The organism is Streptomyces cyaneofuscatus (assembly GCF_033109485.1).
GTDB lineage: Bacteria > Actinomycetota > Actinomycetes > Streptomycetales > Streptomycetaceae > Streptomyces > Streptomyces cyaneofuscatus.
In genome coordinates, this window is sequence record NZ_CP137002.1 from 5,620,500 (window position 1) to 5,641,013 (window position 20,514).

17 protein-coding genes are annotated in these 20,514 nt (G+C 71.8%); 16 read left to right on the forward strand and 1 reads right to left on the reverse strand.

What is annotated here, in order from left to right:
- The first annotated feature begins 20 nt into the window (after positions 1–20).
- From R2B67_RS24700 to R2B67_RS24715, 4 genes are all read left to right on the forward strand, one after another.
- Positions 21–1,340, forward strand: coding sequence for a nucleotide disphospho-sugar-binding domain-containing protein (locus R2B67_RS24700; protein ID WP_317821119.1), 1,320 nt, complete (start codon positions 21–23; stop codon positions 1,338–1,340).
- Entirely contained in the window at positions 1,337–2,374 is a 1,038-nt protein-coding gene (locus R2B67_RS24705; protein ID WP_018511384.1) for an NAD-dependent epimerase/dehydratase family protein, read from the forward strand. The genes R2B67_RS24700 and R2B67_RS24705 overlap by 4 nt, the downstream gene beginning before the upstream one ends.
- 76 nt (positions 2,375–2,450) lie before the next feature.
- Entirely contained in the window at positions 2,451–4,184 is a 1,734-nt protein-coding gene (locus tag R2B67_RS24710) for an ABC transporter ATP-binding protein (protein WP_317821120.1), read from the forward strand.
- The gene (locus tag R2B67_RS24715; protein WP_018511386.1) at positions 4,181–6,055 is read left to right on the forward strand and encodes an ABC transporter ATP-binding protein; all 1,875 of its coding nucleotides are present in this window, start codon (positions 4,181–4,183) and stop codon (positions 6,053–6,055) included. Before R2B67_RS24710 ends, R2B67_RS24715 begins: the two co-directional genes overlap by 4 nt.
- 8 nt (positions 6,056–6,063) lie before the next feature.
- Here the strand turns inward: R2B67_RS24715 and R2B67_RS24720 are convergent, their stop codons facing one another.
- Positions 6,064–7,020: an AraC family transcriptional regulator gene (locus R2B67_RS24720; protein WP_317821122.1), complete on the reverse strand. Its 957-nt coding sequence runs from the start codon at positions 7,018–7,020 to the stop codon at positions 6,064–6,066.
- A 154-nt stretch (positions 7,021–7,174) separates the two neighbouring features.
- On the opposite strand from R2B67_RS24720, the gene R2B67_RS24725 reads away from it, so the two are divergent.
- The 12 genes from R2B67_RS24725 (at position 7,175) to R2B67_RS24780 (ending at position 20,506) form a co-directional block, all read left to right on the forward strand.
- Positions 7,175–7,735 (forward strand): NADPH-dependent FMN reductase, encoded by a 561-nt coding sequence (locus R2B67_RS24725; protein ID WP_018511388.1) that lies wholly within the window; start codon positions 7,175–7,177, stop codon positions 7,733–7,735.
- Positions 7,736–8,140: 405 nt separating this feature from the next.
- Positions 8,141–8,920, forward strand: coding sequence for a response regulator transcription factor (locus tag R2B67_RS24730; RefSeq protein WP_317821129.1), 780 nt, complete (start codon positions 8,141–8,143; stop codon positions 8,918–8,920).
- 487 nt (positions 8,921–9,407) lie between these two features.
- A complete protein-coding gene (locus R2B67_RS24735) occupies positions 9,408–10,889 on the forward strand; it encodes an FAD-dependent monooxygenase (RefSeq protein ID WP_317821131.1) in 1,482 nt (493 codons plus the stop codon).
- A 51-nt stretch (positions 10,890–10,940) separates the two neighbouring features.
- Positions 10,941–11,270: a TcmI family type II polyketide cyclase gene (locus R2B67_RS24740; protein WP_018511391.1), complete on the forward strand. Its 330-nt coding sequence runs from the start codon at positions 10,941–10,943 to the stop codon at positions 11,268–11,270.
- Positions 11,267–12,562, forward strand: coding sequence for a beta-ketoacyl-[acyl-carrier-protein] synthase family protein (locus tag R2B67_RS24745; RefSeq protein WP_317821132.1), 1,296 nt, complete (start codon positions 11,267–11,269; stop codon positions 12,560–12,562). The genes R2B67_RS24740 and R2B67_RS24745 overlap by 4 nt, the downstream gene beginning before the upstream one ends.
- Positions 12,559–13,827 carry a ketosynthase chain-length factor gene (locus tag R2B67_RS24750; protein ID WP_018511393.1) on the forward strand — a complete coding sequence of 423 codons (1,269 nt, stop codon included), beginning with the start codon at positions 12,559–12,561 and terminating at the stop codon, positions 13,825–13,827. Before R2B67_RS24745 ends, R2B67_RS24750 begins: the two co-directional genes overlap by 4 nt.
- Positions 13,828–13,829: 2 nt before the next feature.
- Positions 13,830–14,099, forward strand: coding sequence for an acyl carrier protein (locus tag R2B67_RS24755; protein ID WP_086018869.1), 270 nt, complete (start codon positions 13,830–13,832; stop codon positions 14,097–14,099).
- Positions 14,100–14,152: 53 nt separating this feature from the next.
- Complete coding sequence (gene fabG, locus R2B67_RS24760) at positions 14,153–14,938, forward strand: 3-oxoacyl-ACP reductase FabG (RefSeq protein ID WP_317821135.1); 786 nt, start codon at positions 14,153–14,155, stop codon at positions 14,936–14,938.
- 41 nt (positions 14,939–14,979) lie between these two features.
- Positions 14,980–15,915, forward strand: a complete 936-nt coding sequence (locus tag R2B67_RS24765; protein ID WP_317821136.1) for an aromatase/cyclase — start codon at positions 14,980–14,982, stop codon at positions 15,913–15,915.
- 2 nt (positions 15,916–15,917) lie between these two features.
- The gene (locus R2B67_RS24770; protein ID WP_317821137.1) at positions 15,918–18,248 is read left to right on the forward strand and encodes an SDR family oxidoreductase; all 2,331 of its coding nucleotides are present in this window, start codon (positions 15,918–15,920) and stop codon (positions 18,246–18,248) included.
- 84 nt (positions 18,249–18,332) lie between these two features.
- On the forward strand, positions 18,333–19,772 hold the full coding sequence (locus R2B67_RS24775) for an MFS transporter (protein WP_317821138.1): 1,440 nt from the start codon (positions 18,333–18,335) through the stop codon (positions 19,770–19,772).
- Positions 19,769–20,506 carry a 4'-phosphopantetheinyl transferase family protein gene (locus R2B67_RS24780; RefSeq protein WP_317821139.1) on the forward strand — a complete coding sequence of 246 codons (738 nt, stop codon included), beginning with the start codon at positions 19,769–19,771 and terminating at the stop codon, positions 20,504–20,506. The genes R2B67_RS24775 and R2B67_RS24780 overlap by 4 nt, the downstream gene beginning before the upstream one ends.
- Positions 20,507–20,514 lie beyond the last annotated feature (8 nt).

Here is a 20,514-nt window from a genome sequence, read left to right on the forward strand (position 1 = left end):
CGCAGGGGCGGGTGGCGCTGATGCGCGTGCTGTTCACCGTGTCGGACTGGACCACCAACTGGTTCTCCCTCGTACCGCTCGGCTGGGCTCTCCGGTCCGCCGGCCACGACGTGCGGGTGGCCTGCGCCCCCAGCCAGGCCGAACCGGTCTCCCGCGCCGGACTCCTCCCCGTCCCCGTCCTGGTGGGCACCGACCTGGCGGTCACCGCCCGCGTGCACAACTGCCGGGAGGCCGCAGCCGGACGATGGCCCTTCCCCGAACTGCCGCCGCACCCCGACACCGGCCGCCCGCTCACCGCACCGGACGCGTTCGACGCCGCCGTCTGGTACCGGCAGAACATCGACCGCATGGCGGGCGACGCCCGCCGGTCCACCGACGACGCCGTCGCGTTCGCCCGGTGGTGGCGGCCGCACCTGGTGGTCCACGACCTGATGAGCCTGGAAGGCCCCCTGGTCGGCCGGGTACTGAACGTGCCCGCCCTGCTCCACCTGTGGGGCCCGCTGGGCCCCGAGGACCCGGTCCCCGGGGTGCCGCAGGACGAGGCGAACAAGTCCACCTTCCTGCCCGTCGACCTCAGCGGCGCCTTCGCCCGGTACGGCGTCGGGGAGATCGGCCCCGAGGTGTACGAGCACGTCGTCGACCCGTGCCCCACCGCCGTCGCCCCGCCCCTGCGCGGCGAACGCCTCCCCGTCCGCCACGTCGTCTACAACGGCCCGGGCCCCATGCCCGCCTGGCTGATGGAGCCCTCTGAGAAACCGCGGGTCTGCGTCGTGTGGGGCACATCCGTGAGCACGATGTTCGGCGACTCCTCCTTCCCCGTGCCACGCATCGCCGAAGCACTGGAGGGACTGGACGCGGACGTGGTGTTCGCCCTCACCGGCGCCGACCGCAGGCGGGCCGGAACGCTGCCGCGGGACATGCGGCTGCTGGAGAGCCGCGTACCGCTGCACCTGCTGCTCAGCGGGGCCGACCTGGCCGTCCACCACGCGGGCGGCGGCTGCACCATGACGGCGCTCGCCGCCGGGACGGCCCAGCTGACCCTCCCTCCCGGTCACGACCAGGAGGTCATCGCACCCCGTCTCACGGCCGCCGGGGTCGGGGAGCACCTGCACGACGCGAAGGCCGGCCCGGAGGCGATCAGGTCCGCGGTCCGCCGCCTGCTGGGCGACCCCGGCCCCCTGGCGAGGGCCCGGGAGCTCGCCCAGGAGATGGCGGACCGCCCGAGCCCCGCCGCGCTGGTCTCCTCGCTGGAGCGCCGGGTGGAAGGAGGAGGGCGCGCCCTCCTCCCGCCGGCCCGTTCCACCCGTCCGACCACGACCCCACTGGAAGTGATCACATGACGCATCGCGCAGCCCCCAGGGAGCCCCTCGTCACCGTGCTCGGCGCCTCGGGGTTCGTCGGATCCGCCGTGGCCAGGCAGCTCGCCCGCCGCCCCGGACGGCTGCGGCTGGTGGCGCGCCGCCCGGCGTCCGTGCCCGCGGACGCCCGTGCCGACACGGAGGTCCGTACCACCGACCTCACCGAGCCCGGCGCGCTCGCCGACGCGGTGGAGGGCTCCGACGCGGTGATCCATCTCGTCGCCCGGATCACGGGCGCCTCCACCTGGCGCATCGCCGAGGACGACACCGCCGCCGAGCGGGTCAACGTCGGCCTGATGCGGGACCTGATCGAGGTCCTGGGCGCGCGCCGCACCGCGGGCGGAAGACCGCCGGCGGTGGTGTTCGCCGGGACCGCGCTGCAGGTCGGGCTGCCCGCCCACACCCGGATCGACGGAACCGAACCCGACCACCCGACCGATGTGTACGGGGGCCAGAAGCTCGCCGCCGAACACGCCCTGAAACGCGCCGCACAGGACGGGATCCTGCGGGGCGCCGCCCTGCGGCTGCCCACCGTCTTCGGCCACGGCGCCGAGTCCACGGTGGCCGACAAGGGGGTCGTGGCGACGATGGTGCGCCGCGCGCTCGCCGGGGAGCCGCTCTCCATGTGGCACGACGGGACGGTCCGCCGCGACCTGGTCTATGTCGACGACGCGGCGGCGGCGTTCCTGGCGGCGCTGGACCATGTCGACGCGCTCGCCGGCCGCCACTGGCTGATCGGCACCGGACGCGGCGAGGGCCTCGGCGCGGTCTTCACCACCATCGCCGACCTCGTCTCCCGGCGCACCGGCCGCCCACCGGTCCCGGTGGTCTCCGTACCGCCTCCCGCACAGGCCGAGGCCGTCGACTTCCACAGCGTCGAGATCGACTCGACGGCCTTTCGGACCGTCACCGGCTGGCGCCCGCGGGTGCCGCTGCACGAGGGGCTGAGCAGAACGGTCACCGCACTCTCCGAGCCGTCGCCCGCCCACCAACCCCTGCTCCGGCCGCGCTCCTGACCGCCCGGGGCCACCCGGCCTCCCGCGCGTCCCCACCCTCCGCGTACCCCCGCCCGCTTCGGTATAAGGACCCCCCTTGCTCATCCGGCTGCTGCGCACGTACTTACGTCCGCACCTGCGACCCCTCGGTCTGCTCGGGCTCTTCCAGCTCCTGCAGACGCTGGCGACCCTCTATCTGCCGACCCTCAACGCCCGCCTCATCGACGACGGGGTGATCAAGGGGGACACCGGATACGTGCTGGCCGTCGGCGGTCTCATGGTGGCCGTCGTGCTGGTGCAGATCCTCTCCGCGGCCGCCGCCGTCCACTTCGGGGCCAAGGTGGCGACGGCGCTGGGCCGGGACGTACGGGTCGCGATCTTCGAGCGGGTCCAGGGACTCTCCGTCCGGGAGGTCGGCCGGTTCGGCGCCCCGTCGCTCATCACCCGCACCACCAACGACGTGCAGCAGGTGCAGATGGTGCTGCTGGTGGGCTTCACCCTCGCGCTGCCCGCCCCGTTCATGGCCGCCGTGGGCATCGCGATGGCGCTGTCCCTCGACGCCACGCTCTCCTGGCTGCTGCTCGTCGTGGTCCCGCTGCTGGTGGTCGTGGTGGCGGTGATCCTGCTGCGCATGGCGCCGCTCTCCCGGGACATGCAGGAGCGCATCGACCAGGTCAACCGGGTGGTACGGGAGCAGATCACCGGCATCCGCGTCATCCGGGCCTTTGTCCGCGACGCCCATGAGCAGGGCCGGTTCGCCCGCGCCAACACCGAGCTGATGCAGGTCTCCCTGGGCGCCGCCCGGATCAACGCGCTCATGCTGCCCAGCATCATGCTGATCCTGAACGGCGCCAACATCGCCGTCCTGTGGTTCGGCGGCCACCGGATCGACAGCGGTTCCCTCCAGGTCGGCGCCCTGATCGCCTTTCTCCAGTACCTGCTGCTGATCCTCCAGGCCGCGATCATGGCCACGTACATGCTCATGATCATGCCGCGCGCCGAGGTGAGCGCCGGACGCATCCGCGAGGTGCTCGGTACGGAGTCGAGCGTCAGCGTGGCCGCGTCGCCGGTCACCACCTTGCGTGAGCCCGGCCATCTCGACGTCCACGACGTGGAGTTCCGCTACCCGGGAGCGCAGGAACCGGTCCTGCGCGGGGTCCACCTGTCCGCCCGGCCCGGTGAGACGACAGCCGTCGTCGGGTCGACCGGCAGCGGCAAGACGACCCTGGTCAATCTGGTGGCGCGGCTGTTCGACGCCACCGGCGGCAGTGTCCGGGTGGGCGGCAGCGACGTACGGGAGCTCGATCCGGCGCTGCTGCCCTCCACCGTGGGGCTGGTGCCCCAGACGCCGTACCTGTTCTCCGGCACCGTGGCGAGCAACCTCCGGTACGGGAACCCCGACGCCGACGACGCCGAACTGTGGCGGGCCCTGGAGATCGCCCAGGCACGGCAGTTCGTGGAGGCCATGCCAGGGCGGCTGGAGGCCCCGATCAGTCAGGGCGGCGGAAACGTGTCCGGCGGCCAGCGCCAGCGCCTGGCCATCGCCCGCGCGCTGGTGGCGAGGCCGGACATCTACCTCTTCGACGACTCCTTCTCCGCCCTGGACTACGCGACGGACGCGGCTCTGCGGGCCGCGCTGGCCCGGGAGACCGAGGACGCCGCGGTGGTCATCGTGGCGCAACGGGTCGCGACGATCCGGGACGCGGACCGCATCGTGGTGCTCGACGAGGGCCGGGTGGTGGGGACGGGCACCCATACCGATCTGATGGAACGGAACGAGACCTACCGGGAGATCGTGCTCTCCCAGCTCACCGAGGAAGAGGCAGCATGAGTACCGGCGCCTGGGAGAAGGACCCCGAGAGGACCGAGACCGGCGAGAGTGGTCCTGAGGTGACCGGGGCCGGTGATGAGATGACCGATCCCGATCCCGAGGAGACCATGGACTTCCTCGGCTCCGGCGCCCGGCTGGTGCGGCGGATGCGCCCGGACCGGCTGCTGCTGTGGGCGGTCCTCGCCATCGGTGTCGCCGGGGTCGCCCTCTCCGTCCTGGTCCCCGCGATCCTGGGCAGGGCGACCGACCAGGTGCTCGACGGAGTACGGGGCGACGGGGTCGACTTCGCCCGCGTCGGCGCGATCCTCCTGGTTGCCCTGGCCGCGTCCGTCGGGTCCGCCGCCTTCACACTCGCCCAGGAACGCCTGACGGCGACGATCGCCGAACGCACCGCCTTCCGGCTGCGCACCGACGCGTCCGCCAAGATCGCCCGGCTGCCCCTCGGCTACTTCGACCGGCAGTCGCGGGGCGAGGTGCTCTCCCGGATGACGAACGACATCGACAACGTCGTGCAGACCATTCAGCAGGCGCTGACCCAGATCATCACCTCGCTGCTCTCCGTGGTCGGCGTGCTGGCCATGATGCTGTGGATCTCTCCGCTGCTGGCGCTGGTCGCCGTGGTGACCGTGCCGCTGTCGGTCTACCTCACCAAGCGCATCGCCCGGCGCGCCCAGCCGCAGTTCGTCCGCCAGTGGGAGGCCACCGGCCGGCTGAACGGCCATATCGAGGAGATGTACACGGGGCTGGCCGTGGTGAAGGCCTTCGGCCGGCAACGGCAGTCGCTGCGGACCTTCGTCGAGCACAACGACCGGCTCCACGAGGCGAGTTTCAAGGCCCAGGTCATCTCCGGCATGATCCCACCCGCCATGACCTTCGTCGGCCACCTCGGCTACGTCCTGGTCGCGGTGATCGGTGGCCTCCGGGTCGCCGCCGGTTCCATGACCATCGGCGGCGTCCAGGCGTTCATCCAGTACACCCAGCAGTTCAACCAGCCCATCACCCAGGTCGCGTCCATCGCCAACATGCTCCAGTCCGGGGTGGCCTCGGCGGAACGGGTCTTCGAACTGCTCGACACCGAGGAGCAGACACCCGACCCCGCGACCAGCCCGCTCCCCGGCGCGCACGGCGACCGGGGGCGCGTCGTCTTCGAGGGCGTCTCCTTCCGGTACGAGCCGGCGAAGCCCCTGATCGAGGACCTCCACCTGACCGTCGAGCCCGGCCGCACCGCGGCCATCGTCGGTCCCACCGGCGCGGGCAAGACCACCCTCGTCAACCTGCTGATGCGGTTCTACGAGGTCACCGGCGGCCGGATCACCGTGGACGGGAGGGACATCTCCCTGCTCCCGCGGGCCGAACTCCGTTCCGGCATCGGCATGGTGGTCCAGGACACCTGGCTCTTCGGCGGGACGATCGCCGAGAACATCGCGTACGGCGCCGACGGGGTGTCGCGCGAAAAGATCGTCGAGGCCGCCGTGGCCACCCATGCCGACCATTTCATCCGGACCCTGCCCGACGGTTACGACACGGTGATCGACGAAGAGGGATCGAACGTCAGCGCCGGTGAGAAGCAATTGATCACCATCGCGCGCGCCTTTCTCACCGAACCGGCCATTCTGATCCTGGACGAGGCGACCAGTTCGGTGGACACCCGAACCGAAATGCTCATTCAGCGCGGCATGGCCACCCTGCGCACGGGCCGCACCAGCTTCGTCATCGCCCACCGGCTCTCCACGATCCGGGACGCCGACGTCATCCTGGTCATGGAAGGCGGCAGCATCGTCGAACAGGGCACCCACGATGAGCTCATCGCGGCCGATGGCGCCTACGCACGGCTGCATGCCGCCCAGTTCGCCGCGGCGGCCGACGGGTGAGGGGCGGATCACGCGGCGTAGGCCGCCGCCCCTCGGCGGTAGGTGCTCGGCGCGGTGCCCATCGCCCGCTTGAAAGCGGCGGAGAAGGCGAACTCCGACGCGTAGCCGGCCTGTTGCGCGATGACGGAGAGCGTGGTGTCGCTCTGGCGCAGCCGCTGTGCCGCGGTCACCATCCGGACCCGGGTCAGGTGGGCCAGCGGGGGACTGCCGACGAGGTCGGTGAAGCGGCGGGCGAAGGCGGAGCGCGAGAGGCCCGCGAGGGAGCCGAGGCTCTCCACGGTCCACGGCAGGCCGGGGGAGTTGTGCATGGCGCACAGGACCTTGCTGATCGCCGGATCGTTGAGTGCCGGGCCCCAGCCGGTGTCGGCGCCGTGCTCCCGGTACCAGGAGCGCAGGACGTACAGGAACAGGGTGTCCAGCAGTACGCCGGTGGCTGCGTCCGACCCCATGCCGGGCGTGTCCTGCTCGTGGCGGAGCAGGTCCAGGACGCCCCGTAGCGGTGCCTCCTGGGCCGGTCGGGCGGGCAGGTGCAGGACGGGGGGCAGGTCGTCGAGGAGCGGGTGGCACTGGCTGCGGTCCAGCGGGAAGTATCCGCTGAGCAGCACCGCGGCCGGCTCCTGGCCGCCGTCCGGCCCTCCGGGAGCGCCGATGCGGAAGGCCCCGGGGGTGGCGTCGAACAGCTCGGGGGACAGGGCCTCTTCGGCGCCCGCCCCGTCCCCGGCAGGCGTCGGCCCGCCGGCCAGCCGGTGGGAGAGACCGGCGGGGACAAGGGCCACGCTGCCCGCGCCGAGGGTGGTCCGTTCGCCGCCCGGCACCGTCAGGGAGGCCGTGCCCCCGAGGACGAAGTGGAAGGCCGCTCCGGGAACCTGGGGGAATCGGCAGGCCCACGCCGCGTGCCCCGTCAGATGTGCCCAGCGTGGCCGGTCGGCGCGCATCGAGGCGGACACCTGGCTCAGGAGATCCATGGGTTCAGCGTAAGCGCTTCCTCCGCCGCCGTACGGACTTTGGCGTATGGACGGGGGACGGTGGCGCATGGAGGTGGCCGTGACGCCCCCATAGCCTGCCGGGAGGGCGACGGAGTCACTCCGTGGCTCCCGCTTCGAACGAGAGTGGCTGACCATGATCAAGGTAGGAATCGTCATCGCGAGCACCCGTCCGGGACGCGTCGGTGAGGACGTGGGCCGGTGGGTGCTGGAGGTGGCCCAGCGCCACGGCGGCGCCGCCTACGAGCTGGTGGACCTGAAGGACTACGAACTGCCCCACCTGGACGAGCCGGTGCCCGCGCTGATGGGCGGGTACAGCCGGCCGCACACCCTGCGCTGGGCCGAGAAGGTCGCCTCCCTGGACGGCTTCGTCTTCGTCACACCCGAGTACAACCACGGCGTGCCCGGGGCCCTGAAGAACGCCATCGACTTCCTCTACGCGGAGTGGGGCGACAAGGCCGCGGGCTTCGTGGGGTACGGCATGGAGGGCGCGGGCCGCGCCATCGCGCACCTGCGCAACACCATGGCCGCCATCGGGATCGCCGATGTGCGCCACCACGCCGCGCTCCTCATGCACCACGACTTCGTCGACTTCCGTGAGGTCAAGCCGCAGCCGCACCAGGAGGACGCCGTGCGCGCCATGCTCGAGGACGTCGTCTCCTGGAGTACGGCGCTGCGTCCGCTGCGCGCCGGCTGAGGAAGCCCCCGCCCCCTCGACCGTCAGGACCGGCCGGCCACCGGCGTTCCTGACGGTTTCGTATGTCCCCGCCCGGTGGCGCCGGCGGGGCGCATCCGAGCCGTAAGAGCTTTGTCGCATGTTTGTCAAGCCGATCCCGTGCTCCTTTACCCGGACCCGGAAAAATGGCGGAAACGTACTCCTGGGTGACCGGGTTACCTCGGGTCACGGATTGTTTGCCCGGCAGAGTTCGCCACTGTTCGCGCCATATGCCCCCGGTGGTGACGTTATTCATCGGGGATCCGAGGGGGTATGCCCGGCCTGGCGCGGAATCGTTAACCCTTTGACAGAATGGTGAGGCCATTCGTAAAGTCTTTCGCGGATCCTTCTCGATCTGTAAACCGCGCCAAGGTGCAGGAGTAGCAGATGCAGCAGAATTCCATCCTTCCTACAGAGGGCCGAATACGTCAGCAGCACACCACGCGGCCGCCGGCGCCCCCCTTCCCCGCCGTTCCCGGGGACGCCACCGCGGAGCTGCGTGCCACACTGCGCATCCTCGTCGTGGAGAACGACGGGCCCGCCGCCGACTGTCTCGTGGGAGGGCTGCGCCGGCACGGATTCCAGGCGGACAGTGTGGACACCGGAAGAAGAGCGCTGCAGGCCTACCGCCAGGCCGACCTGGTACTGCTCGACCTCGATCTGCCCGACCTGGACGGGCTGGAGGTGTGTCACGGCATCCGGTCCTCGTGCGACACCCCCGTCATCGCCGTCACCGCGCGGGGTACGGAGCTCGACCGGGTGCTCGGCCTCCAGGCGGGTTCGGACGACTACATGGTCAAACCGTACGGCTTTCCGGAGCTGCTGGCCCGCATCGAGGCGGTGATGCGGCGCTCCAGGCCGAAGCGGGTCGTCAGGGACGTCATCATCCGAGGTCCGCTGCGCATCGACGCGCGAACCCGCGAGGTCAGCCTGCACGGCGGGCGCATCGAGGTGACCCGCAAGGAGTTCGATCTGCTGCATCTGCTGGCCTCGCAGCCCGAAGGCGTCGTCTCCCGCAAGCAGTTGATGGTGCAGGTCTGGGACGACTCCATGTCGCGCCCCGGGCGCACCATCGACACCCACGTCAGCAGCCTGCGCGGCAAGCTGGGTTCGAGCAGCTGGATCACCACCGTGCGCGGCGTCGGGTTCCGCTTCGGCCGCCCCTGACGCGTTACCGCGGGCAGGACGAGCGGTCGGGGCGCCCGGCGGGGGAGTGCGCGCGACCGTCCGGCCTTCGTGAGATGAGCCGTGTTCACCGGCCGGCCTGCCCGGCCGGCCGAAAAGATGCCCGGTGCCGGGAGCGTGTCCGGCACCGGGCACTTGTCTCCGGTCATCGCCGGCTCCGCTCCCCGTGTTCCTTCCGCTTTCCTCCTGAGTGGCGCCCGCCCACGCGCCACCCACCACCCGCTTTGCCTTTCTCTGACCTTCACATTACCTTGCTCTGTTATTTGTCAATCCATCTGACATGAGCTGACAGAGATCTGAATAAATGTGGGTTGACTCCTCTCTCCGGAGCGAAGAAGCTTATCTCTAGCATCCGCTGAACTGTGTTGAATTCCGGTCCGGATGGTTTCTCATCGGCAGTGCGGCAGTAGCGGCACTTTTCCATGGCCACGCATTCCATGGATTTCCGAACGCGTTCAAGGAGAGGTATATGGATGCTGCGGTGATCATTTCGGGCGCCGGCCCGGCAGGGCTCATGCTCGCCGGTGAACTGCGGCTCGCGGGGGTCGAGGTCATCGTCCTGGAACGCCTCGCCGCACGTACCGGGGAATCCCGCGGACTCGGCTTCACGGCCCGCACGATGGAGGTCTTCGACCAGCGGGGGCTGCTGCCCAGGTTCGGAGAGATCGAGACCAGCACCCAGGGCCACTTCGGCGGGGTTCCCATCGACTTCGGGGTGCTGGAAGGCGCCTGGCAGGCCGCCAAGACTGTGCCCCAGTCGGTGACCGAGACCGTGCTGGAGGAATGGGCCACGGAGCTGGGCGCCGACATCAGACGCGGCCACGAGACGCTCTCCTTCGAGGACGACGGCCAAGGCGTCGACGTCGTCGTCCGGGGCACCGAAGGGGAACACCGGTTGCGCGCCGCCTACCTGGTCGGCTGCGACGGGGGCCGGAGCACCATCCGCAAGGCCGCCGGCTTCGACTTCCCCGGCACCCCCTCGACCATGGAGATGTTCCTCGCCGACGTACGAGGTCTCCAGCTCGCCCCGCGGATGATCGGCGAGACGCTCCCCGGCGGCATGGTCATGGTCGGTCCGCTGCCCGGCGGCCTCACCCGGCTCATCGTCTGCGAACGCGGCACACCACCGCGACGCCGGACCGCACCGCCCGACTACGAGGAGATCGCGGCGGCATGGAAACGGCTTACCGGCGACGACATCGCGCACGGCGAACCGGAATGGGTCAGCTCCTTCGGCAACGCCACCCGGCAGGTCACCGAGTACCGCCGCGGCCGGGTCGTCCTGGCCGGCGACTCCGCCCACATCCACCTGCCGGCCGGCGGGCAGGGCATGAACACCAGCATCCAGGACTCCGTGAACCTGGGATGGAAGCTGGCCGCCGTCGTGGCCGGACGGGCCCCCGAGGCGCTGCTCGACACGTACCACGCGGAACGGCACCCGGTGGGCGAGCGCCTGCTGATGAACACCCGCGCCCAGGGGCTGCTCTTCCTCAGCGGCCCCGAGGTGCAGCCGCTGCGCGACGTCCTCACCGAACTCGTCGCCCACGAGGAGGTCGGCCGTCATCTCGCCGGCATGGTGAGCGGCCTGGAGATCACCTACGACGTGGGGTCCGGCCGCCACCCGCTGCTGGGCCGTCGCATGCCGCACCTCGAACTCGTCGGCGAGGCCCGCAAGACGAGCAGCACCGAACTGCTCCGGGCCGGCCGGGGCGTTCTGCTCGACCTGGAGGACAATGCCAGGCTGCGCGACCGGGCCGCCGCGTGGTCGGACCGGGTCGACATCGTGACGGCGCTGCCCCACGCGCTGAGCGCCCGCAGCCCGCTGCACTCCACCGCGGCCGCCCTGCTCCGCCCGGACGGCCATGTCGCCTGGGCCGCGCCCGGCGCCCACCACGATCTGCCGATGGCGCTGGAGCGCTGGTTCGGTCCCCCCAGAGGATCCGGGGCATAGCCGCGGCCGCCGCCCGCCCGGACATCTCGACACCCGGAAGAGAGAAGAAGCATGCACAGCAATCTGATCGTGGCCCGGATGGACGCCGCGTCCGGCCGTGATGTGGCCGAGCTCTTCGCCGCGTTCGACGCCACGGAGATGCCCCACCGGATGGGCACCCGGCGTCGTCAGCTGTTCCGCTACCGCGGCCTCTACTTCCACCTGCAGGACTTCGACACGGAGAACGGGGGCGCCCTCATCGAGGAGGCCAAGACCGACGAACGGTTCGTCCGCATCAGCCAGGACCTCAAACCCTTCATCCAGGCGTACGACCCGGCGACCTGGCGTTCGCCGGCCGATGCGATGGCCACCCGCTTCTACGACTGGACGGCCACCGCATGAGCCCGCACACCGGCCGGGACCTCCCGAGACGCCGGGTGGTCATCACGGGACTCGGGGTCCTCGCGCCGGGCGGCATCGGGGCCGAGAACTTCTGGAGTCTGCTCAGCGAAGGCCGCACCGCGACCCGCGGCATCACCTTCTTCGACCCCTCGCCGTTCAGGTCGCAGATCGCCGCGGAGGCCGACTTCACGCCGGAGCTGCACGGACTGGGACCGCAGGAGATCCGCAGGATGGACCGTGCCGCCCAGTTCGCCGTCGTGGCGGCGCGCGAGGCGTTCGCCGACAGCGGCCTCTCCCCGGCCGGGCTCGTCCCCCACCGCACCGGAGTGACCATCGGCAGCGCAGTCGGCGCCACCACCGGGCTCGACGACGAGTACCGCGTGGTCAGCGACGGCGGCCGGCTCGACCTCGTGGACCACGCCTACACCCCGCCGCATCTGTACGGCCACTTCATCCCCAGCTCCTTCTCGGCCGAGGTGGCCTGGGCCGTCGGCGCCGAAGGGCCCAACACGGTCGTCTCAACGGGCTGCACATCCGGTGTCGACGCCGTCGGACACGCCGTCGAGCTGATCCGTGAGGGCTCCGCCGACGTCATGATCGCCGGTGCGACGGACGCCCCCATCTCCCCGATCACCGTCGCGTGCTTCGACGCGATCAAGGCGACGACACCGCGCAACGACGATGCCGAGCATGCCTCCCGCCCCTTCGACGGCACCCGCAACGGGTTCGTCCTGGGCGAGGGCTCCGCGGTGTTCGTCCTGGAGGAGCTGGACGCCGCCGTCCGGCGCGGCGCCCACATCTACGCAGAGATCGCCGGGTACGCCTCCCGCTGCAACGCCTTCCACATGACGGGACTGCGCCCGGACGGACGGGAGATGGCCGAGGCGATCACGGTCGCGCTGGACGAGGCGCGGATGAACCCGCAGACCATCGACTACATCAACGCCCACGGCTCCGGCACCAAGCAGAACGACCGGCACGAGACCGCCGCGTTCAAACGCAGCCTGGGGGAGCACGCCTACCGCACGCCCGTGAGCTCCATCAAGTCCATGGTGGGCCACTCGCTCGGCGCGATCGGCTCGATCGAGATCGCCGCCTCCGTCCTGGCCATGGAGCACCACGTGGTGCCGCCCACCGCCAATCTGCACACGCCGGACCCGGAGTGCGATCTCGACTACGTACCGCTCACCGCCCGTGAGCACACCACCGACACCGTGCTGACCGTCGGCAGCGGATTCGGCGGGTTCCAGAGCGCGATGGTGCTGGCCCGTCCCGAGAGGAGCGCGGCATGAACGGCACCACCGTCATCACCGGCATCGGGATCGCCACACCCCACGGACTCGGTATCGAGGACTACTGGGCGGCCACCCTGGTCGGCAAGAACGCCATCGGGCGCGTCACCCGCTTCGACCCCTCCGGCTATCCCGCCACGCTCGCCGGCGAGATCGACGGGTTCGTCGCCGAGGAGCACCTGCCGGGCCGGCTGATCCCGCAGACCGACCGGATGACCCGCCTCGCGCTCGTCGCCGCCGACTCCGCGTTCGAGGACGCCGGCGTACGCCCGGGTGACGTCGCCGAATTCGACATGGGCGTGGTCACCGCCAGTACCGCGGGTGGCTTCGAGTTCGGCCAGAACGAGCTCAAGAAGCTGTGGAGCCAGGGCAGTCAGTACGTCAGCGCGTATCAGTCCTTCGCTTGGTTCTACGCGGTCAACAGCGGCCAGATCTCGATCCGCAACGGCATGCGCGGACCCAGCGGAGTGGTCGTCAGCGACCAGGCCGGCGGTCTCGACGCCCTGGCCCAGGCCCGGCGGCAGATCCGGCGCGGCAGCGCGCTGATCCTGTCCGGCGGCTTCGACGCGCCGATCTGCTCCTGGGGCTGGGTGGCCCAGCTCGCCGGCGGCCGGATCAGCACGAGCCAGGACCCCGAGAGGGCCTACCTGCCCTTCGACGCCGGCGCGCGCGGCTACGTACCGGGGGAGGGCGGAGCGCTGATCGTCCTGGAGGACGGCGAGGCCGCCGCCCGGCGGGGCGCGCGGCAGATCTACGGAGAGATCGCCGGTTACGGCGCGACCTTCGACCCGAGGCCGGGCAGCGGCCGGGAGAGCGGACTGCGCCGCGCGGTCGAACTGGCCCTCACCGACGCGGGCCTGGAGCCCGGGGAGATCGACGTGGTGTTCGCCGACGCGGCGGGCACGCCCGAACTGGACCGTATCGAGGCCGACGCGCTCACCGCGGTCTTCGGTGCGCGCGCGGTTCCGGTCACCGCGCCGAAGACATCGACGGGGCGGCTCTACTCGGGGGCCGCTCCGGTGGACGTGGTCGCCGCCGTCCTGTCGATGCGGGAGGGCCTGATACCGCCCACCACCAACGTACGGCCGGCACCGGAGTACGGCATCGACCTCGTCACCGGGCAGCCCCGCGCGGCACGGGTGCGCGCCGCCGTCGTCATCGCCCGCGGACACGGCGGATTCAACTCCGCCGTGGTGGTCCGGGACACCGCACGGACTGCCCGGCCGGCACCCCACCCTCAGAGCACAGGACCGACGGAGGAATGACCATGGCCCCTCAGGAATTCACCCATGCCGACCTCAAGCGCATCCTCCTCGAAGGAGCCGGTGCCGAGGAGGGCGTCGACCTCGACGGCGACATCCTCGACACCGATTTCGAGGCGCTCGGATACGAGTCACTGGCCCTGCTGGAGACCGCGGGTCGCATCGAGCGGGAGTTCGGCCTCTCGCTGGAGGACGACGTCTTCGTCACGCACCCCACGCCCCGCGCCCTGACGGCGGCCGTCAACGCCGTCCTCCGCAGCGACGTGACCGCGTAGCCGCACGGCCCTCGCGCCGCTGCCCATCACCCTTACGCAGGAAGAGAGATGACATGACGCAGCAGGACCGGCCGGTCGCCCTCGTCACCGGCGCCACCAGCGGTATCGGCCTCGCCGTCGCCCGGCTGCTGGGGAGGGCGGGACACCGGGTGTTCCTCGGCGCCCGCACCGCCGAGAACGTCGAGGTGACCGTCAAGGAGCTGAGCGACGAGGGGCTGGACGTCGCGGGGACCGCCCTCGACGTCCGCTCCCCGGACGATGTGCGCGCGTTCGTGCAAGCCGCCGTCGAACGGTTCGGCACGGTCGACGTACTCGTCAACAACGCGGGCCGCAGTGGCGGCGGGGTCACCGCCGACCTCGCGGACGACCTGTGGGACGACGTCATCGACACCAACCTCAACAGTGTCTTCCGGATGACCAGGGAGGTCCTCACCACCGGCGGACTGCGCCACAAGGACCGCGGCAGGATCATCAACATCGCCTCCACGGCCGGTAAGCAGGGCGTCGTGCTGGGAGCGCCGTACTCGGCCTCCAAGCACGGCGTCGTCGGCTTCACCAAGTCCCTCGGCAACGAGCTCGCGCCGACCGGCATCACCGTCAACGCGGTCTGCCCGGGGTACGTCGAGACCCCCATGGCCCAGCGGGTGCGCCAGGGGTACGCGGCTGCCTACGACACCACCGAGGAAGCCATCCACGACAGGTTCCGGGCGAAGATCCCGCTCGGTCGCTACTCGACCCCCGAGGAGGTCGCCGGCCTGGTCGGCTACCTGGTCTCCGACGCCGCGGGCTCCATCACCGCGCAGGCGCTCAACGTCTGCGGCGGCCTCGGCAACTTCTGACCCCGACCGACGGACCCGACCGAAGGAGTGAGGACACAGCCATGACCCGAGAGGTCGAGCACGAGATCACGGTGCGGGCGCCCGCCGCCGAGGTGTACCGCCTGATCGCCGACGTGGCGAACTGGCCCCGGATCTTCCCGCCCACCGTCCACGTCGAACACGCCGAGCGGGGCGAGCACGAGGAGCGCATCCGTATCTGGGCCACGGCCAACCAGCAGGTCAAGAGCTGGACGTCCCGCCGCACCCTCCACCCCGACGAGCTGCGCATCACCTTCCGCCAGGAGGTCTCCGCCCCGCCGGTCGCCACCATGGGAGGCGCGTGGATCATCGAGGCGCTGTCGGCCGACGCGTCCCGGATCAGGCTGCTGCATGACTACCGGGCGGTCGATGACGAACCGGAGGCCCTGCGCTGGATCGACGAGGCCGTCGACACCAACAGCCGCTCCGAACTCGCCGCGCTCAAGTCCAACCTCGAACTCGCCCGCGCCACCGAGGAGCTGGCCTTCTCCTTCGAGGACACCGTGCGGGTGGCGGGTTCCGCCAAGGACCTTTACGACTTCATCGACGCGGCGCATCTGTGGCCCGAGCGGCTCCCCCACGTGGCGACCGTTCGCCTCGACGAAGTGGCCCCCGGGGTCCAGCTTCTGGAGATGGACACCCGGGCCAAGGACGGCTCCACGCACACCACCGCGTCGTACCGGGTCTGCTTCCCGCACAGCAGGATCGCGTACAAGCAGGTCACCCTGCCCGCGTTGATGACGCTGCACACCGGCGTCTGGACGTTCGAGGACGAGGCGGACGGAGACGTGCTCGCCACCTCCCAGCACACCGTCGTGCTGAACACCGCGAACATCGCCCGTGTCCTCGGCCCCGACGCCGGTGTGGCGGAGGCGCGCGCGTACGTGCACACCGCACTCAGCACCAACAGCCTGGCCACCCTCGGCCACGCCAAGGCCTACGCCGAGGAGCGGCGCTGACCGTGGTGGCCGACGGCACGAAGACCCAGGTGGTCGTGGTCGGCGCCGGCCCCGTCGGCCTCATGCTCGCCGGTGAACTGCGGCTGGGCGGCGCCGATGTCGTCGTCCTCGAGCGGCGGACGGCACCCACCACCGCATCGCGGGCGACCACCCTGCACGCCCGCACGATGGAGATCCTCGACAGCCGCGGACTGCTGGACCGGCTCGGCCCGGTGCCGAACGAGGTGACCGGGCACTTCGGCGGCATTCCGCTGGACCTGAGCCTGCCCGGCCGCCACCCCGGCCAGTGGAAGGTCCCGCAGGCCCGCACCGAGGAACTGCTCCACGACTGGGCGACGGAGCTCGGCGCGGTCGTCCTGCGCGGACACGAGCTGCGCGCGCTGGAGGTGACCGCCGACCACGTCCTGGCCGAGGTGGCCGGCCCGGCCGGCCCCATGGCCCTGCGGGCGAAATACGTCGTCGGCTGCGACGGCGAGGACAGCACGGTGCGACGGCTGGGCGGATTCGACTTCCCGGGCACCGACGCCTCGCGGGAACTGCTCCGCGCGGACGTGGCGGGTATCGACATCCCCGACCGCCGGTTCGAGCGGCTGGAGAGGGGCCTGGCCATCGCGGCCCGCCGCCCCGACGGGGTCACGCGCATCATGGTCCATGAGTTCGACCGGCCCCGCCGCACCACCGGCGAGCCCGGATTCGACGACGTCGTCCAGGCCTGGCGGCGTGTCACGGACGAGGACATCAGCGGCGGAACCCCCCTCTGGGTCAACGCCTTCGGCGACGCGTCCCGGCAGGCCGCCCGCTACCGCGACGTCCGGCTGTTCCTGGCGGGCGACGCCGCCCACCAGCAGATGCCGATCGGCGGTCAGGCCCTCAACCTCGGGCTCCAGGACGCCGTGAACCTCGGGTGGAAACTGGCCGCCCAGGTACGCGGACGCGGCCCCGAAGGGCTGCTCGACAGCTACCACACCGAGCGGCACGCGGTCGGCTCCCGGACGCTGGGCAACATCCGGGCCCAGGCCCTGCTGCTCCTCGGCCCCACGGAGACCGGGCCGGTCCGCGAGGTGGTGGGGGAGCTCCTCGCACGGGACGGCGTACGCGAACACCTGGCCGGCATGATCTCCGGTCTCGACGTCCGGTACGACGTGGGGCCGGGCAGCCACCCGCTGCTCGGCGCCCGGCTCCCGTACGCCCGCCTCCTGCACGGCGACGAGGGCGGCGGAGAGCCGGCCGGCGAGGCCCGCGAGATGACCACGACCGAACTCCTGCGCACCGGCCGGGGCCTCCTGCTCGACCTGTCCGGCGATCCGTCCCACGCCGACCGGACCCGCGCGGCGGCCGGACCGTGGTCCGGCCTGGTGGACACCGTGATCGCCACCCACCGCGGGGCCGGGGCCGACGCCACCCCGGACGGCGCCCTGAGCGGCACGGATGCCGTCCTCGTACGCCCGGACGGTCACGTGGCCTGGACCGGGTCCGAGGGCGAACCGGATCTCGTCACCGCCCTGGGCCGCTGGTTCGGCGCACCGGCGGCCCCGCACAACGTCATGACGTCCAAGAAGCGGAGATACGACATGGGCAGGCTCAACGGCAGGACAGCACTGGTCACGGGGGCGAGCCGGGGGATCGGCCGGGCCACCGCCGTACGTCTCGCGCAGGAGGGGGCGCTCGTCGCGGTGCACTACGCCTCCGGCCAGGCGGACGCGGAGGAGACCGTCGCCTCGATCGAGAAGGACGGCGGACGGGCCTTCGCCGTCCAGGCCGAACTGGGCGTGCCCGGCGATGTCCACCGGCTCTTCGTCGCTCTGGAGAACGGCCTCAAGGAGCGCACCGGCTCCACGGAGCTGAACATCCTGGTCAACAACGCCGGGGTCATGGGCGGAGCCGCCGCCGAGGACACCACCCCCGAGCAGTTCGACCGGCTCATGGCGGTCAACGCGAAGGCGCCGTTCTTCATCGTCCAGCGCGCCCTGCAGAACATTCCGTCCGGTGGCCGCATCGTCAACATCTCCTCCGGGCTCACCCGGTTCGCCAACCCGCAGGAGATCGCCTACGCCATGACCAAGGGCGCCGTCGAGATGCTCGCCCTGCACTACGCCAAGGCGCTCGGCCCCCGCAACATCACCGTCAACAGCGTGGCGCCCGGCATCACACGCAACGGCAACCCCGCCTTCGGGATCCCGGAGGCCGTCGAGCAGATGGCGGCGATGTCCACCTTCAACCGGGTCGGTGAACCCCAGGACATCGCGGACGTGGTGGCCTTCCTCGCCACCGACGACGCGCGCTGGATCACCGGCGCCTTCATCGACGCCACCGGCGGCACGCTGCTCGGCTGAAGACGCCCGAGCCTCCGTCCCGGGGCCGGGCGCGCCACCGCCCACAGGCTGCCCGACCCGGCCCCACCACCCCGGAAGAGGACCATGACGCATCCGAGGACCATCGGTCACGGTGGGCCGCCGGCGCCCCACGGGCGATGGACCCCCGCCCTGTGGGGTCTGCTCCTCGTCCTCGCCGGCAACATGCTCATCGACGCCCTCGAAGTCTCCGTCGCGCTCGTGGCGCTCCCGGCCATCGGCCAGGACCTCGGGATCGCGGGGCCCCGGCTGCACTGGGTCGTCAGCGGCTTCGCCGTCGGTTTCGGCGCGCTGCTGCTGTTCGGCGCCCGGCTGGTCGCCCTGCTGGGCCGCCGCCCCGTCTACCTCGCGGCCCTGCTCGTCTTCGCCGCGGCCTCCCTGGCGGGGGCCCTCACCGACGCGGTGCCCGTGCTGATCGCCACCCGCTTCGTCAAGGGGTTCTGTGCCGCGCTCACCGCCCCCACCGGGCTGGCCATCATCGCCGCCACGTTCCCCGAGGGCCGGGAGCGCGCCAGGGCGGTGTCGGTCTACACCCTCTGCGGCGGTTGCGGCTTCTCGGCCGGACTGCTGCTGTCGGGCGTACTCACCGAGGCGAGCTGGCGCTGGACGTTCGCCTTCCCCGCACCGGTCGCCCTGCTGCTCTTCGCCTTCGCCCTGCGCCTCATCCCGCACGACACCCCCGGCAACGCACCGGAGCGCACCTCCGGCAAGCAACCGGCACGCAGTTACGGGTTCGCCGGCGCGCTCACGCTCACCGGCGGCGTACTGCTGCTGCTGTACGCCCTCACGTCCGGGGCCGAAGCGGGGTGGGCGCACGCACGCACTCTCGGCTCCTTCGCGGCGGCCGGCCTGCTGCTGGTGGCGTTCGTCCGTGTCGAACGCGGCGCCCGGCAGCCGCTGGTGCGGCGGCAACTGTTGCGCGACAGGCACCTGGTCAGATCGGCGCTCGGTGCCGCGGCGCTCAACGGCTCCTTCCTGGGCCTGCTCTTCCTGAGCACCCTTCACCTTCAGCGGACAGCGGGCTGGACACCGCTCCAGACCGCTCTGGCGTTCCTGCCCGCCAGCGTGCCGCTGGCCGCGTCCGCGCTGTACTCGGGGCGGATGGTCGCCCGGTTCGGCCCGGCCCGGCTGATCGTGGCGGGCGCCGCCCTGCCCCCGCTGGGCTACCTGCTCGCCCTGCGGCAGCCCGTACCGGTGCGGTACGTCACCGACGTCCTGCCGACGATGCTGCTGGTGGGGGCGGGCTTCGTCCTGGCCTTCACCGCCCTGCACATGCAGGCCACCTCCCGCATCCCCGCCGAACGGCAGGGGGCGGCGAGCGGCATCTACCAGACCGCGGTCCAGATGGGCGCCGCGTTCGTGCTCGCCCCGGCCGCCGTACTGCGCACCGACAGCCACCGGCTGGGCCTGCTGCTGGTCACGGTGGTCGGGGCGCTGGGCCTGGCCGTCGCCCTCACCGGCGTACGCCCTCAAGCCCCGCGCGCACGCCCGGAGTCCGGCCCATGAGGTCCGGGTCCCCCCGGGCCACCGAGGGAACCCGGCTCGACCTCCTGCTGCTCCGGCTCCCCGCCGCCGGTGGTCCCGGGGCGCACGGCCCCGGTGCACTTTCCCGCGCCGCCGACCTCGACGTGCTCGACGACGCGGAGAGGCGGCGTGCCGCCTCCTTCCGGCGTCCGGCCGACGGGCTGCTGTACGCGGCGGCCCACGCCGCCCTGCGGCGGCTGCTCGGCCACCGGCTGGGCATCGCGCCGCGCCAGGTGCGCTTCGTCCGGGAACCCTGCCCGGGCTGCGGCGGTCCGCACGGCAGACCGGCCCCGGCCCACCCGGGGGAGCCGCCGCTGCACTTCTCCCTCTCGCACAGCGGCGGCCTGGCGCTGATCGCCATCGCCTCCACCGCCGTCGGAGTGGACGTCCAACGGCTGCCGGGAGCCGGGACGGTGGAGGTGTGCTCCGCCGCACTGCACCCGGGGGAGCGCGCGGAGCTGGCGCAGGAGCCACCGCAGACGAGGCCGGCGCTGTTCGGCGGGATCTGGGCCCGGAAGGAGGCCTACCTCAAGGGCCTGGGCACCGGACTCGGCCGCTCGCCGGCCGCGGACTACCTCGGTGCCGACAGCCACCGCCGGCCCCCGGGCTGGTCCTTCGTCGACGTGCCCTGCGGCCCCGGGCACCGGGCGGCGGCCGCCCTGCCGGGGGAGCCGCCCGCCTCGGTGGCCGTCCGTCCACTGCCCTTCGGCGGGTGACACCCGCG